Here is a 14,329-nt window from a genome sequence, read left to right on the forward strand (position 1 = left end):
AGGATTTTCACACGGGAACCTGCTATCGGTTCGACGCCGAGTTGACCGGCGAGTCGAATCGCTCGGTTGGGGACCGCGCTTCGGTTTCGTCGCCCAGTGTGACGACCTCAGCGAGGTTGTCTCTCGGGACTGCGTTACGCGCGTCGAAGACCAGCGAGGCGCGATTTGAGATTTCGTCGAGGTCGAAGTCACTATGGTCCACGAGGAGCGCAACGATGTCAGCCTGTTCGAGAGGTACGTCGGCGACCGACGGGACGACCGCTAGCTCGTCAGTCACCTCAACGTGGGGATCTACTGCAATGACGTCGGCCTCTTGGTTGAGCTTCCGCGAGATTTCGAGGGCCGGTGAATGGCGAACGTCGCCGACGTCTGGCTTGTAGGAGACGCCGAGAGTGACGATAGAGGCTTCGCTCATGTTGATGTTTCGCTCGGAGATAATGCGCTCGATGCGGTTCACTACGACAGAGGGCATCCACTCGTTGACTCGCTGGGCGTTCTTGATGAGCGAGAGTTCGGCTCCGAGTTCCGACGCCCGCCAGGTGAGGAACTGCGGATCAATGGGAATGCAATGGCCGCCGACACCGGGACCGGGATAGAACGCCTGAAAGCCGAAAGGCTTGGTCGAGGCGGCCTCGATGGCATCCCAGATGTCGGCGTCGAACCGCTCGACGAACGCCGTGAGTTCGTTGACGAGTGCGATGTTCACCATCCGGTAGGTGTTCTCAAGTGTCTTCGCCAGTTCGGCAGTCGTGGCGGACTGGACTCGGTGAGTCCCGCCCACTATCGACTCGAACAGCGTCCCGGCAGCACGGCGTGCGACCTCGTCCTCTGCTCCGACGATAAGCGGGATCTCATCAATCTGATAGTCGCCGCCGGGATTCACCCGTTCCGGAACCATTGCGACGTAGGTCCGGTCGGGGTCGCGGTGGTCGTGGAGGAGCGGCGTGACCATGTCGTTGGTTGCACCCGGATAGACGGTGCTGCTGACGACGACCAGCGTGTCTTGGTCGCCAGATTGGGCCGCAATCGTCTGAGTGGCTTTCCGGACGGCGTCCATCTCGGGTTCCCCATTCGAGACACCCGTCGGGACCGCAATGACGTAGGCGTCGCAGTCGGCGATGACGGTCGGGTCGGTATCAGGCGTGAATCCCGCTTCAAGAGCGTTCGTGAGTTGCTCATCAGTCACGTCATCGACGTAGCTCTGGCCGTCTTCAAGGAGCGCGACTCGCTCGCTGTCGATGTCGAACCCGGCGACCGAGAAGCCCGCTTCCGCGAACTCTAGACTCAGGGGCAAGCCGACGTAGCCGAGGCCGACGACGCCGATTCGGGCGCGGTTCTCGGCGAGTCGCGTCCGGAGGTCGGTCATCTGGCAGGCACCTCTCTGTCGGTTCGCTCCTCGATCACGTCAGAGAGGATCCGGTCGAGGTCCGGTTCCGGTGCCCACCCCAGCGTCTCTCGGAGTTTCGTCACGTCGGGTTCGCGCTGGTCGGGTTCCTCAAAGTCCTCGTCGTAGGCCTCCTCGAAGGAGATGTGAGTAATTTCCGAGCCCGAATCGGTGAGATCAATGACGCGCTCGGCGAGTTCGTTGATAGACGTTGGGTTGGGAGCACCGACGTTGAACACCTCGCCGTGGGCGCTCTCGGTTTCGAGCAGTTCGTGCGTGATTTCGACCGCGTCGGCGACGTGTGTGAAACTCCGGGTTTGGGTCCCGTCACCGTAGACGGTTAGGTCCTCGCCCGCGAGTGCCTGATCTACGAACGTCGGAATTACCATCCCGTACTGGCCGGTCTGGCGCGGGCCGACGATGTTGAAGTAGCGCCCGACGACGACCGGAAGGTCGCGCTCGTCGTGGTACGCGAGCGCGAGGAACTCGTCGGTCGCCTTCGCGGTCGCGTACCCCCACCGGGGTGCCGTCGTCCGACCGTAGACAACGTCGTCGGTTTCGCTGAACGGGACGTTCTCGGACTTGCCGTACACCTCGGACGAGGACGCGAGGAAGGTCGGCGTTCCGTCTTCGGCGGCGGCTTCGAGGACGTTTTCTGTTCCTTCGAGATTCGTCTGGAGGGACGCCAGTGGGTTCTCGACGATTCGCTGGACGCCGACTGCGGCGGCGAGATGGTACACCAAGTCGGCCCGTCCGACGGCATCAAAGACGGCGTTTCTGTCACGGACATCGGCGCGGAGAACTTCGACGCGAGAATGATCCCGCAGGTGTTCGATGTTGGTTTCCGCCCCCGTAGAGAAATCGTCGAGAAGGAGAACGTCGTTGTCAGTGTCCGCAAGTAGGTGGTCGGCGAGGTGGGAACCAATAAATCCACCGCCACCCGTGATTAGGTGTGTCATTATTCGCTCTCAGTCACTACCTCGTTATAATTGTGGCGAACATCGACGGCGTAGTTAAGAGAAGGTAAGACTCATTAAGCCGACCTAAACACTACTCTGTATGGCGGACTCTGAGGACGCCGCTTCGTTGTTAATCGTTACCCAGTACTTTCCCCCAGAGACCGGAGCTCCCGCGACTCGATTCGACGAGCTCACGAAGCGATGGGCTGAACGGGGTGCCGACGTGACGGTCCTCACGTCGGCACCGGACTATCCGGAAGGCGAAGTGTACGACGGCTATCGGAACGAGTGGGTTCAACGTGAGCAACGAAACGGCGTCGAAGTCGTGATGACCAAGACGCTACCCGCGTCGAACGTCGGTCTCTTTCGGCGTGCACTCAAGTTCGTCTGGTTCATGATCGTCTCGATCCTTATCGGGGTTCGTCTTGAGAAACCGGACGTGGTGCTCGCAACGTCGCCACAGCTTTTCACTGGCGTATCAGGATGGGTAATTGCTCGAACGAGGCGCGTCAAGTTCGTCTTCGAGGTTAGAGACCTTTGGCCGGAGTCGATTGCGGCGGTAGGTGATGGGGATAACAGAATACTGTACTCGTCACTCGAAGTGGTATCGTCGTTCCTGTACCGACACGCTGACCGAGTCGTCGTCGTGTCGCAGAAGTTCGAAGAGTCGATAGTAGCAGCCGGAGCATCTCCGGAGGACGTCCTCTACCATCCGAACGGCGTAGACGTGTCGTTCTTCGAGGACACCGGCGACCCCGAGTTCTCCGACCAATCGCTCTCCGAGCACTTCGTCGTGTCGTACATCGGGACCATTGGACGGGCGCATGGGTTGTCCGTCATTCTCGACGCGGCGGCGGAGTTACGAGAAGAATCGAAGTACGACGACGTTCTCTTCCTGTTCGTCGGTTATGGCGCAGAAGCCGAGACGCTACAGGCGCAGGTTTCCGAGAGAGAGCTCAACAACGTGGTCTTTGCGGGCAGACGACCGAAGAAGGAGGTCCCGGGATTCCTGTCGGTCTCGGACCTCTCTCTGGTACATCTCAAGGATCGAGAACTGTTCAAGACAGTAATTCCCTCAAAGATGTTCGAGTCGATGGCCGCGGGGGTGCCGATAGTACTTGGAGTAAAGGGTGAGGCCAGACGCATCCTCACCGACGCGGACGCAGGGGTAACGATGGAGCCAGAAAATTCGCAGGACCTCGCCGATGCAGTACGGGACCTTTACGACGATGCCGACCGGCGAACCACGTTTGGCTTGAACGGAATCGACTTCGTCGGGGAAAACTTCGCCTGGGACGCCATTGCCGCGGAGTACGAACGGGACCTGAAAGCGCTCGTGTCACGACATGGTGTGACGTAGCAGTTGAAGTGCCGGGAGGGAGCCAAATAACACCGTTTAAGTATTCGTAGTAGACACTGGGTGCGTAGTAGCAATGTCCAGCAGCCAACCCGTAGTCACATTCGTTCTGGGCACCCGTCCGGAGATTATCAAACTTAGCCCACTTATCCGCGAATGTGAGCGTCGAAGCCTTCCATTTAGCATCATCCACACGGGACAGCACTATTCCGACTCGCTCGACGAAGTCTTCTTCGACCGTCTCGACCTTCCAGACCCGGACCACAACCTCGAAGTCGGTTCTCAGTCGCAGGGCAGACAGACAGGTGAGATGATCATCGGATTAGACCGAGTCCTAGCGTCGGAACAGCCTGAAGTCGTCCTGGTTCAAGGGGACACGAACTCGGTTCTAGCAGGTGGGATCGCCACCAGCAAACTCGACATTGCGCTTGGCCACGTCGAGGCTGGACTGCGGAGCTTCGACAAGCAGATGCCCGAAGAGATAAATCGAGTCGTCACCGACCACGTTGCGGACTATCTTTTCGCTCCGACCGAAAACTCACGGGAATACCTACAGTCAGAGAACGTCCCGAACAATCAAATATACGTTACCGGGAACACGATTGTAGACGCAGTACGGGAACACACTGAGCTTGCCGATGAAAAAAGTGCGGTGCTCTCTGATTTGGACCTGACCGCTGGTGAGTTCGTCCTCCTTACGGCACATCGCGCCGAGAACGTGGACGACCAAACCCGGTTCGCCAATCTTCTAGAAGGTGTCGCGCGGTTCGCCGAACAACGCGATTTGCCAGTGGTGTATCCGATTCATCCGAGGGCGAAAAAGCGGCTCAAGGAGTTCGAATTGACCGTCTCTGACCAGATTCAGTGCGTCAATCCGCAGGGTTTCCTCGACTTCTTGAAACTGGAGCAGTCGGCCAGCTTGATACTCACCGACTCGGGCGGCGTTCAGGAGGAAGCATGTATCCTGGGGACACCGTGTGTAACGCTCCGGGACAACACGGAACGCCCGGAGACCATAGAAGTCAAAGCGAACCGACTTGCCGGAACCGACCCCGACAGTATCGTAGTCCATGCCTCGGCGATGTCTGGGCGAAGAGGTAATTGGGAGAACCCGTTCGGTGATGGAAGCGCCTCTGGGCAGATTTTAGAGACGCTGGACTTGGAACTCGGCCTGCAGACGCCGCGAGAGGTGGACCACCCGTGACTGTTTGTGTCCACGGACTCGGGTACATCGGCCTTCCGACCGCGGCGGTGTTGGCCGACGCCGGAGAAGCGGTTCTGGGATATGATGCGTCACAATCAGTTCGGGAGTCGCTCATAGACGGGACCGTACACGTAGACGAACCAGGATTGACCGACCTGGTCAAGCGTCAAATCGAGACGGGGGATCTCACTATCGTCCCAGAGCCTGCCCCTGCGAACGTGCACGTCGTCTGCGTACCGACGCCGTTCGACGAAGACCGCAAGGAACCCGACCTTGAGTACGTCAAGCAGTGCGCCAGGTCCATCGCAGAGATTCTTCGTCCTGGTGACGCCGTCGTCCTCGAATCGACGGTTCCACCGGGAACGACGACCAACGTGTTTCGACCGCTACTCGAATCCTCGGGTCTCCTCGCAGGCGAGGACTTCGCGCTCGCTCACTGCCCGGAGACGGTGCTCCCCGGAAACATTCTCACCGAACTGAAGCAAAACGACCGGGTAATCGGTGGCGTCGATGCAGCGTCGTGTGACGCCGCGATAGCACTGTACGAGACGTTCGTCGCTGGCGACCTGCGGACAACCGACGCCACGACTGCGGAGTTCGTGAAGTTGATCCAGAACACCTTCCGCGACACGAACATCGCGTTCGCGAATGAGGTGGCAAAGATAGCCGCCGAGCACGAGATAGACTCGCGCACTGCCATCGAACTCGCGAACGAGCATCCTCGCGTCGATATTCTCGATCCAGGGCCGGGCGTCGGCGGGCACTGCCTTCCCGTCGATCCGTGGTTCCTGGTCCAGCAATCGACCAGGACGGAGCTGATCGAGACGGCGCGGCAGGTGAACGATTCGATGGTCGATTACGTCATCGACGAACTCGACGAGTGCCTTGGCGGACTCGCCGGACGACAGATCGCTATTCTCGGCGTCGCATACAAGGGTGACGTAGACGACGCTCGTCGAAGTCCGGGACTCGACCTCAGTCGGAAACTACAGCGACGAACCGACGGTCGAATCGACGTTCGCCTCCACGACCCGCACGTTGTCGATCAGGTTCTCAACCTGCAACCGCTAGACAACGCGCTCGACGGCGCGGACGTAACCGTCCTCGTGACCGACCACAGTGACTTCGCGGAACTCCGCCCGGTAGAGATCGCCGAGAGAATGGACGGACACGTCGTGTTCGACACGAAAGCGATGCTCAATGCCGCCGAATGGGAGTCGGCGGGCCTCGAAGTAATCAAAATTTGACATGAAACGGAACATCGTCTACGTCACCGTCGATTCGATTCGAGCTGACCACATCGGGTACGCCGGGTACGACGAACCGACGACACCGAACATCGACGAGTTAGCCGCCGAAGGGACGACGTACTCCCGAACCATCGCCAATGGGATACCGACGTACTACTCGTTCAAGTCGTTACTTGGTGGGGTCCGGTCGTTGAGTCACGGCCGGGACATCGGACTACCGAGAGACGCGACGTCCCTCGCCGAGACGTTCGACAGAGCAGGGTACGAAACGGCTGGTTTCAACGCCGGAAATCCGTGGTTGACGCGGAACTACGGGTATCACCGGGGGTTCGACACGTTCCGGGACTTCATGACCGACGAGTCGGACGAACCCGGAGTGAGCGGAGACACATTCGAGCAACTGAAGCAGTTCTGCAAGAATGCAGTCGACGGAAGCGACTGGTTGACCGACAAACTCGGGTTCGCCGGGCGACTGTTCTGCGCGATCAACGGCCACATCCCACTCGAAACGGCGGAGACGGTCACGGAGCGTGCGACCGATTGGCTCGCCCGGACCGACACCGACCAACCGTTCTTCCTCTGGATACACTACATGGACCCACACTACCCATGGGTTCCGCCGTCGGAGTATCTGACCCCGTTCGGCGACGACGACATCTCTACCTACGACATCGGGCGGCTCTGGCACCTCGTCGCCCATCTCCACGAGGACGACGCGACGGACGTCGCGGATCGGGACCTCGAGAAGATACGCACCCTGTACGACGCCGAGATCCGACGTACCGACACGGCCATCGGACGGGTAGTGAATGAACTGAAGCGACAGGGCGTGTACGACGAGACCGTCATCAGCATCGTCGGCGACCACGGGACGGAGCTGTACGACCACGGCGGCTTCAGCCACGGTCCACGGACGTTGTTCGACGAAATAGTCGACGTGCCGTTGGTCTTCAAGGGACCGGAGATTCCGGCGACCGAGTACGACGCGGCCCAACTCGTCGACGTGCCGCCGACCCTGGCGAGTAAGGCTGGTCTCTCTCAGGAAGCCGTCGCGGCGTTCGAAGGGGACGATCTCTTCGAGCGGCGACCCAACGGCGTGACGACGGAAGTGGTGTACGATTACGACCCTGCGCTCGAAAAGAACCGAGATAACGGTCTCCTGCAAGCCCGAACGCGGTGGCCGTGGAAACTCGTTAGGAACCTCGAGACCGACGAAACCCAGCTCTATCACCTCGAATCGGATCCCCGCGAGCACGACGAGGTGAGCGAGGCCCATCCCGAGACCGTACGAGAACTAGATGCCGAACTCGACGAGTCCCGGCGGGCGGTGGCGCGCCGGAACGAAACGCTGGCCGAAAAGCGGTGGGTCAGAGAGCGACTCGCCACCCTTCGGGACGAGAGCGTGGTGTGAGATGACCGGTTCCGAACGGACCAAGAAGTTGGTTTTCAAGACCGCTATCAACAAGCGCCCGGTACAGTTAGCGGGTGTCGTCAAGCGAAAACTCCGGAACGCGGTCCTCCCACAGTTACCGTTTGATTTTGACGCCCGGTACGAACGACGCGTACCTGCAACGCTACGACCGACTCCGGGCCCGATTCGGGCGAACAGCACTACCCTCCGTAGGGCACTGTCGAACGGCGAGCAACGGGAACGCGGACGAAAAGCGACAAACTTCGCGAATGGAGAAGTCACGTTCCTCAATCGGACGCTATCGTTTGAGGATCCCAGCGACGTTGACGCTGACGACGAACGGGCGGGGTCGTTCCCGCGGTTATGGAAGCTGAAGCTTGACGCCTTCGAACCGACGTCGTGGGTCACCTTGGGTTTGCCCGACTCCGAAGAGGCCGCCGAGGCCCTCGACATGTGGATCGACTCGTGGCTCGCGAGCAATCGAATCGGAGACCGGGAGGGATATCTTCGGCGCGCGTGGGCGCCATACGCGGTGTCACTCCGGATCGTGAACTGGTGTCGGTACTGCGCGTGGAAGGGGACGGAGGCCGTGGACGAGGCCCTCGTTCGCGCCACGTACAAGAACGCGCTGTTCCTCTCGAACCACGTCGAGTGGGACGTGGACGGAAACCACCTCGTCGAGAACGGGGCCGCGTTGGTCGTGGCGGGAATCTTCTTCGAAGAACACGACCAGAACTGGCTCGAAGCGGGGCTGGACGTGCTAGAGACCGTCGCCCAAACGCAGTTCTGCGAGGACGGCTGCCACTTCGAGCGAAGCCCAATGTACCACATTCTGGTACTCACGCGTCTGCTGACTGTCCTCGATCTGCTGTCCGAGACCGGACACTCGTGGCCGACAGAGCTCGAAGAAATCGCCAGTGCCGCGACCGGATTTCTCTCGACCATCCGACCGCCCGACGGTCGGATACCCCTGCTCAACGATTCGGTGTTCGGCGAGGCGCTCAAACTGGACTCCTGCCTCCGCTACGCCGAGAGCGTCGGGGTAACCGGTGAGGAGCCTCGCTCGACGCTCGACGGGTCCGGCTACTGCTGGCTCGGGGCGGGCAAGAATCGACTTTTGCTCGACTGCGGCGCGCCTGGACCGTCTCATCTCCTCGCACACGCGCACAACGACGCCCTCTCGGTGCTAGCGTGGGTCGACGGCGACCGAGTGCTGACGGACACTGGGTGTTTCGACTACAAACCCGGAAAACGTAGAACTGCGGCCCGAAGCGTCGAGGGACACAACACGGTACAAGTCGGCGAGAAGGAACCGGCGGACATCGGTCACCGGTTCCTGATGGCTCACCGGGTCGAACCCGAATCCACGTACGTCGACGGGAGCGTAGCGGCCGTCGACGGTCGCTATCGAGCTGAAAGCGGATACCGTCACCGTCGGCGGGTGTATTACGCCGACAGCTGGTGGCTCGTCGAGGACGAAGTCACCGGGACAGACGACCCAATGGTAAGTCGGCTTCACATTCATCCAGCCGTCGAATCGACCGGCATGGACCCCATCGAGCTATCCCAGGACGGGGCCCCGAAGGGCCAAATATGGCCGCTCGACGTCGGAGACGTCGGTCGGACGACGAGCGAGTACTATCCCCGGTTCGGGGTCGCAGAGACGCGACCTGTACTCAAGTTCACCACTGGCGACGGCGTTTCTCGATACCTGTTCAGCGCGAAGCGACGTTCTGATGTGGGTCTCGAAACTGACAGGGATGGGACGAGGACGGTGTCTATCGACGGCGTAAAGTACGAACTCCCGAGAAAGGAATCGATATGAACGCGCCACCGCTGTTCACCGAAACAATACGGGACGTTCGCGGCATCGAGACGACACCGCGAACTGATAGCGAACACCTCCGATTGACCATGGAGTGGCTGTATCGAACCCAGGATGTGACCGACTGCGGTGGCTCTACTGCGGGATACAATTTGGTTTTCGGCTGGTCCGGTCCGTATCCCGAGACGACTGGGTACGTCGTCCCGACCCTCTACGATTACGGGGAAGCGACAGACGCGATGGAGGCGCGCAACCGGGCGAATCGGATGGCGTCGTGGCTCACTACCCTCCAGCTCGACTCTGGTGGCTTTCCCGCGGGCGTCGATCCCGGCCCTGATCCGGAGCCGAGCGTCTTCAACACCGGTCAGATTATACTCGGACTCGTCCGCGCGTACCACGAGACGGGTGAGGAGCGGTACCGGGAGGCGGCACGACGGGCGAGCGAATGGCTCGTCAACGTTCAGCACGAGAACGGGTACTGGGACAGGTACGATTACCGTGACGAGATACACGCCTACTGCTCTCGCGTGGCATGGGCCCTCCTCGAAGTCCACGACGTCACGGGCGCGTCGGCGTTCCGCGACGCCGCAGTCGACCACCTCTCGTGGGTCGTGAGCCAACAACGGTCGAACGGCTGGTTCGACCATTGCGGGTTCAGTCCCGACGAGACTCCGTTCCTCCACACCATCGCGTACACTATCCGAGGGTTGTTGGAAGGCGGTGCCCTCCTCGACGACGAGGCGTTCGTCAGTGCCGCCCGAATCGCCGCTGAGAAGCTTCGCACGATCCAGCGACAGCGCGGTCCACTCACCGGGGCGTATGATTCCGATTGGTCGGGGGCGTCCTACTACTGCCTCACGGGGAACGCCCAGATGGCGGTCGTCTGGTCGCGGCTGTCCGAACTTTGGGGCGACGATGCGTACGCGAGCGCGGCTACTGAAGCCGTTCGGTTCCTCAAGACGAAACACCGGATGGACGGCCCGGATGAAGTACGAGGTGGGATGAAAGGGTCACATCCGGTCTGGGGACCGTACATGCGCCTCCGTTATCCGAACTGGGCCGCGAAGTTCTTCGCGGACGCACTGCTGGCACAAATGCAAAAGTAAATCCATCCGCAAGAGAATTTCCCGTACGATGGAATCCGACCGCCCGTCGATCGAACTCCCACCGGAGATACACCAGCAGTGTGCCTCCCGTATCGAAGGCACGGAGTTCGAAAGCGTCGACGAGTACGTGACGTTCGTGCTGGAGGTACTCTTTGAGCAGGAAGACGACAGCAGAACCGTCGAACAACACGCCAACGACGAAGCGATGAAAGAACGGCTCGAATCGCTCGGGTATATGTGAGAATCCGATGACGAAGAAAACAATCCAATTTTATGCCCAAGTAGACGACGAGTCCCTTCTCGAACAGACATCCTACTACAAGTTCGACATAGAAGTTCTGGAAGAGATAGCAGGCGAACACGACTGCGAGCTACGAATCGGAACATCGCCAAGTGACCTACTTCCAAATGCAGATTTGTACTTTGCGTGGTGGGGAACGACCGGCATTAGTCCCGTCGTCCGATCCAAACTCGCGAGAACACCTAGTATCGTCGTCGCTGGTGGATCCGAGGTCGTCAGCTCAATCCCCGAAGACCTCTCCATCATGTATTCAGCGAGGCCGATGTGGCAGAGGCTCGTGATCCGACTGTGTATCAATGGCGCGAGCGTTACCGTCACGCCCTCTCAACACATGGCCGAAGAGGCTCGTTATCTCGGTGCGACGGACCCACAGGTCATCCCGAACTGCATCGATACTGAAGTGTATACGCCCGCAGAGTCGGACTCGACGCAACTCCCGTACGCGCCCGACGAGTACTACCTCACGATAGCGAAGTATGCACCGAGCAGTCTCAGTCGGAAGGAGTTGTTCACACTGCTCGACGGCCTCAAACAGGCTGAGACGAACCGGCCGCTAGTACTCGCGGGTGGACTAGTCTCCCGAGAAATCTACGAACGTATCACCCAGTACGCCAAGCAGATCGGCGTCGCCGACCAGATTACGTTCTTGACCGATATCTCCAAAGAGCAGAAAGTCGAGTTGTTGCGTGGTGCTCGCCTCTACCTCCAGCCGACCCTCCACGAAGCGTTCGGCGTAGCGCTTACCGAAGCGATGGCGTGCGAAACGCCCGTCGTGAGTACGCGCCGGGGTGCTGTCCCGGAAGTCGTCGGCGACACCGGTTACTACGCCGAAGCAGGCGACTCGGAAGACCTCGCCTCGACCATCGAAACGGCCGATACCGATCCGCAAAGAGTTTCGAATGGCATCGCTGCTCGTGAACGCGTCGTCGAACGGTTCTCGCTCCCCGTCCGAAAAGAGGGGCTGTCCAACCTCGTCACGTCACTCTTGTAATCGACACCCGCCACGAAGAAAATTGAGAAGATTTAATCGGATGGTCAGAAACAACCACCCAATGGATTCGGACGCGAATCGTGACCACAAAAGGCAGGGTGAACGGCGAAGTGCCCAGTACTATCGCATCCTGCTTCTCAGCGTCGTACTCGTTGGAGAGTTTCTCGCAGGCTTGCTATTCGTACTCGGTGTTCCGTTCGAAAGCCCCTACTTCATCAGTCTGAATCTCGGCCTTCTCACGATCTTGACAGTGCTTCCAGTCGTGATTCGGTTGAGGACACGAAGCTTAAACGTCGCCGAGCTAGGCCTCTGGTTTAGTGCATTCTACTTCGCCCACATGGTTCTCGGCGGTCTTCACATACTGGTGTTCAATGGCCCGCCACTCGACTATCTACCATCAGATATAGCATTCTTCTATCTTAGCGCAGGGCTCTCCGTCGCTACGCTCGGACTTATCTGTTTCTGGCTAGGGTACAGTCTTCCCATTGGGTATAGGATTACCAACCGACTTCCACCCTTCTCAAGTACGTGGGAACGCCACCGCCTCCCTGCAATTCTTCTCGGTTGTCTCGTCATCGCGTGGACAGCTCGGTTTGCGATTGTCTACCTATCATCTGGCAGTCTCAATGCATGGCTGGCAGCCCCCGCGAACGAGCGGTTTCTCGGCGTCCCCGGGATTACATATTTAAAGCTCGTCGGAGAACTTTCCGCCCTCGTTGGGTTTATCACACTCTCCATAGCTTACATTGACCGCGACTGGCGACTATATCTTGCTACCACCGCAATTCTCCTTCCCGAAATCGGATTCCGTCTATTGACAGGCATGCGACGGGCGGTCCCATTTCTTGTGCTCGGTTTAGTTATTACCGTCTACCTTCTCTCAAATCGGTCATTCCAAAAGTCCCTCAAGTACGGAGTCGCTGGAGCATCAAATATCCTACTCCTCGTCGTGATGTACCCATTCGTGTCCGTATATCGTCATACAGGCTCGCTCTCACTGACCGCCGTTGCAACGGAACTTACATCACTTGGATTACTCGACAGTCTTGGCCACCGACTGATTGGTGCAAACACACTCTCATTTTTACTCTATCGCGTCCCAAATCCTGTCCCCCACTTCTACGGAAAAGACCTTTTACTAATTCCACAGTCCGTCGTTCCACGGCTGTTATGGCCAGGAAAACCCCAAACTAGTATGGGTCGTTTGTACGCAGAGATCATCGTCGTTCCGGGCTCGTTCCCTGCAGCAAAAGCTGTCCCACCAACGATTCCGGGGCAACTATATTGGAGTGGAAGCTTTGCAGGCCTTATTATAGGAATGCTTACTATTGGTGTCCTGTGGAGGATTCTTAATAATTATCTCGTACGGCCACAAAATCACGTTGTAATCGCAGCGTTCGTCGGAATCATGTTTCCCTCGTTCTTTTATGTAATGGAACAGGATCTCATCGCGTTATTTACGAAGCACCTTTTCCGATTTGTATTGATGGGTAGTGTGGTGCTCCTTGCATCTGCTGACTTCCGTGGCGCTACGACTCGGCTGCCAGTAGAGAAATCAATTGTTTTGCGAGTGGGGACCAGACTGTGCGCCGTATTTACGAATTCTCAGCTCTACAAGAGTATATTTCGGTTACATGACTACACTGTCGCTGTTGGGCGAACGATGACGGCTACGTGGGAAAACTCGCTGCTACGTATGTCTCTACAAAGGTCGAAAGTATACTCTCTCACCCAGCAACTACGCCCGTAGCTACGAGAGTACTTCCGGAAACTAACTTCCAATGAGTAACGCCTGATAAAGATACATTATACAGGTTTAAAATCTAGCTAGTATAAAACTACGCACATTATAAGGGGCTATAGAGATACTAAAATGCTAGACTTTTTTACCAGTCACAAAATACCGTCGCATTCGGAACGGTAATGCTCCAAGTCGCCTCACAGTGGGATTTTGTAGAAATTCGAATCGGTTCATAAGACGCTCGCTGGCTACTTCGTACCCGTTTTCAGTAATCAACAACTCCACATTTTTCGAAGAGAAGTGATGTGGATGCTCGTCGTCAAGAGCATCAATTATCGAGTTCCGCACAATTTCCGGGACTTCGTACGTGTTCACCTCTAGCAATAGTTCGCCACCAGGACGTGTGACCCTTGAAATCTCACTTAGCACCTCTGCGGGGTCTATACAGTGGTCTAGTACGTTATAAGAGAGAACAACATCAAAGGAGTTCGACTCAAAGGGTAACTTTTCACCGATTCCAGTTGTAAGTTCTGCGTGGCTCTCGGAGAGTTTGTATTTGTTGTGTAAAGTTAGCGGATCGATGGCGACAGCCTCACAGTTGAAATCTAAACTGTGAATCATACCCATTCCCGAGCCAACCTCGAGAACCCGAGCACCCTTCAGGTCCTCGAAACTTTTCCCGAAGAACTTCAGCGTCTCTCGCACCGTTTCCTTCGGCCAAGGTTGTTCTCTGTCAGCGTATACCTGTTTGTCATGACTTTGCCCTCTTTTCCACGCCGACACTCGCGCTTTCACGAAGC

The 14,329-nt window shown here is 58.1% G+C and carries 12 protein-coding genes; 9 read left to right on the top strand and 3 right to left on the bottom strand.

What is annotated here, in order from left to right:
• Nucleotides 1-22 precede the first annotated feature (22 nt).
• Nucleotides 23-1,366 (bottom strand): nucleotide sugar dehydrogenase, encoded by a 1,344-nt coding sequence (locus tag EP007_RS04775; RefSeq protein ID WP_128476565.1) that lies wholly within the window; start codon nucleotides 1,364-1,366, stop codon nucleotides 23-25.
• A complete protein-coding gene (locus tag EP007_RS04780; protein WP_128476566.1) occupies nucleotides 1,363-2,343 on the bottom strand; it encodes a GDP-mannose 4,6-dehydratase in 981 nt (326 codons plus the stop codon). Before EP007_RS04780 ends, EP007_RS04775 begins: the two co-directional genes overlap by 4 nt.
• A gap of 100 nt (nucleotides 2,344-2,443) precedes the next feature.
• On the opposite strand from EP007_RS04780, the gene EP007_RS04785 reads away from it, so the two are divergent.
• The 9 genes from EP007_RS04785 to EP007_RS04825 all read left to right on the top strand — a co-directional run bounded on the left by EP007_RS04785 (nucleotide 2,444) and on the right by EP007_RS04825 (nucleotide 13,538).
• A complete protein-coding gene (locus EP007_RS04785) occupies nucleotides 2,444-3,703 on the top strand; it encodes a glycosyltransferase family 4 protein (protein WP_128476567.1) in 1,260 nt (419 codons plus the stop codon).
• A 73-nt stretch (nucleotides 3,704-3,776) separates the two neighbouring features.
• Nucleotides 3,777-4,904 (top strand): non-hydrolyzing UDP-N-acetylglucosamine 2-epimerase, encoded by a 1,128-nt coding sequence (gene wecB, locus EP007_RS04790; protein ID WP_128476568.1) that lies wholly within the window; start codon nucleotides 3,777-3,779, stop codon nucleotides 4,902-4,904.
• Complete coding sequence (locus tag EP007_RS04795) at nucleotides 4,901-6,151, top strand: nucleotide sugar dehydrogenase (protein ID WP_128476569.1); 1,251 nt, start codon at nucleotides 4,901-4,903, stop codon at nucleotides 6,149-6,151. Before wecB ends, EP007_RS04795 begins: the two co-directional genes overlap by 4 nt.
• A gap of 1 nt (nucleotide 6,152) precedes the next feature.
• A complete protein-coding gene (locus EP007_RS04800; protein WP_128476570.1) occupies nucleotides 6,153-7,565 on the top strand; it encodes a sulfatase in 1,413 nt (470 codons plus the stop codon).
• Nucleotide 7,566: 1 nt separating this feature from the next.
• Nucleotides 7,567-9,390, top strand: coding sequence for a heparinase II/III family protein (locus tag EP007_RS04805; protein ID WP_166035438.1), 1,824 nt, complete (start codon nucleotides 7,567-7,569; stop codon nucleotides 9,388-9,390).
• Nucleotides 9,387-10,496 (top strand): prenyltransferase/squalene oxidase repeat-containing protein, encoded by a 1,110-nt coding sequence (locus tag EP007_RS04810; protein WP_128476572.1) that lies wholly within the window; start codon nucleotides 9,387-9,389, stop codon nucleotides 10,494-10,496. The genes EP007_RS04805 and EP007_RS04810 overlap by 4 nt, the downstream gene beginning before the upstream one ends.
• 28 nt (nucleotides 10,497-10,524) lie before the next feature.
• Nucleotides 10,525-10,737: a CopG family transcriptional regulator gene (locus tag EP007_RS04815; RefSeq protein ID WP_128476573.1), complete on the top strand. Its 213-nt coding sequence runs from the start codon at nucleotides 10,525-10,527 to the stop codon at nucleotides 10,735-10,737.
• 7 nt (nucleotides 10,738-10,744) lie between these two features.
• Nucleotides 10,745-11,788, top strand: a complete 1,044-nt coding sequence (locus EP007_RS04820) for a glycosyltransferase family 4 protein (protein WP_128476574.1) — start codon at nucleotides 10,745-10,747, stop codon at nucleotides 11,786-11,788.
• 61 nt (nucleotides 11,789-11,849) lie between these two features.
• Nucleotides 11,850-13,538 (top strand): hypothetical protein, encoded by a 1,689-nt coding sequence (locus EP007_RS04825; RefSeq protein ID WP_128476575.1) that lies wholly within the window; start codon nucleotides 11,850-11,852, stop codon nucleotides 13,536-13,538.
• Between the two features lie 126 nt (nucleotides 13,539-13,664).
• On the opposite strand, the gene EP007_RS04830 is transcribed toward EP007_RS04825, so the two are convergent.
• Nucleotides 13,665-14,324, bottom strand: a complete 660-nt coding sequence (locus EP007_RS04830) for a class I SAM-dependent methyltransferase (RefSeq protein ID WP_166035440.1) — start codon at nucleotides 14,322-14,324, stop codon at nucleotides 13,665-13,667.
• Nucleotides 14,325-14,329: the final 5 nt, after the last annotated feature.

The sequence above is a fragment of the Halorussus pelagicus genome, from assembly GCF_004087835.1.
GTDB lineage: Archaea > Halobacteriota > Halobacteria > Halobacteriales > Haladaptataceae > Halorussus > Halorussus pelagicus.

What these genes read in the sequence shown, in the direction of transcription:
- EP007_RS04820 (WP_128476574.1), top strand. Translation starts at nt 10,745, where the DNA reads ATGACGAAGAAAACAATCCAATTTTATGCCCAAGTAGACGACGAGTCC.
- EP007_RS04785 (WP_128476567.1), top strand. Translation starts at nt 2,444, where the DNA reads ATGGCGGACTCTGAGGACGCCGCTTCGTTGTTAATCGTTACCCAGTAC.
- EP007_RS04825 (WP_128476575.1), top strand. Translation starts at nt 11,850, where the DNA reads ATGGATTCGGACGCGAATCGTGACCACAAAAGGCAGGGTGAACGGCGA.
- EP007_RS04810 (WP_128476572.1), top strand. Translation starts at nt 9,387, where the DNA reads ATGAACGCGCCACCGCTGTTCACCGAAACAATACGGGACGTTCGCGGC.
- EP007_RS04800 (WP_128476570.1), top strand. Translation starts at nt 6,153, where the DNA reads ATGAAACGGAACATCGTCTACGTCACCGTCGATTCGATTCGAGCTGAC.
- EP007_RS04780 (WP_128476566.1), bottom strand. Translation starts at nt 2,343, where the DNA reads ATGACACACCTAATCACGGGTGGCGGTGGATTTATTGGTTCCCACCTC.
- EP007_RS04815 (WP_128476573.1), top strand. Translation starts at nt 10,525, where the DNA reads ATGGAATCCGACCGCCCGTCGATCGAACTCCCACCGGAGATACACCAG.
- wecB (WP_128476568.1), top strand. Translation starts at nt 3,777, where the DNA reads ATGTCCAGCAGCCAACCCGTAGTCACATTCGTTCTGGGCACCCGTCCG.
- EP007_RS04805 (WP_166035438.1), top strand. Translation starts at nt 7,567, where the DNA reads ATGACCGGTTCCGAACGGACCAAGAAGTTGGTTTTCAAGACCGCTATC.
- EP007_RS04775 (WP_128476565.1), bottom strand. Translation starts at nt 1,366, where the DNA reads ATGACCGACCTCCGGACGCGACTCGCCGAGAACCGCGCCCGAATCGGC.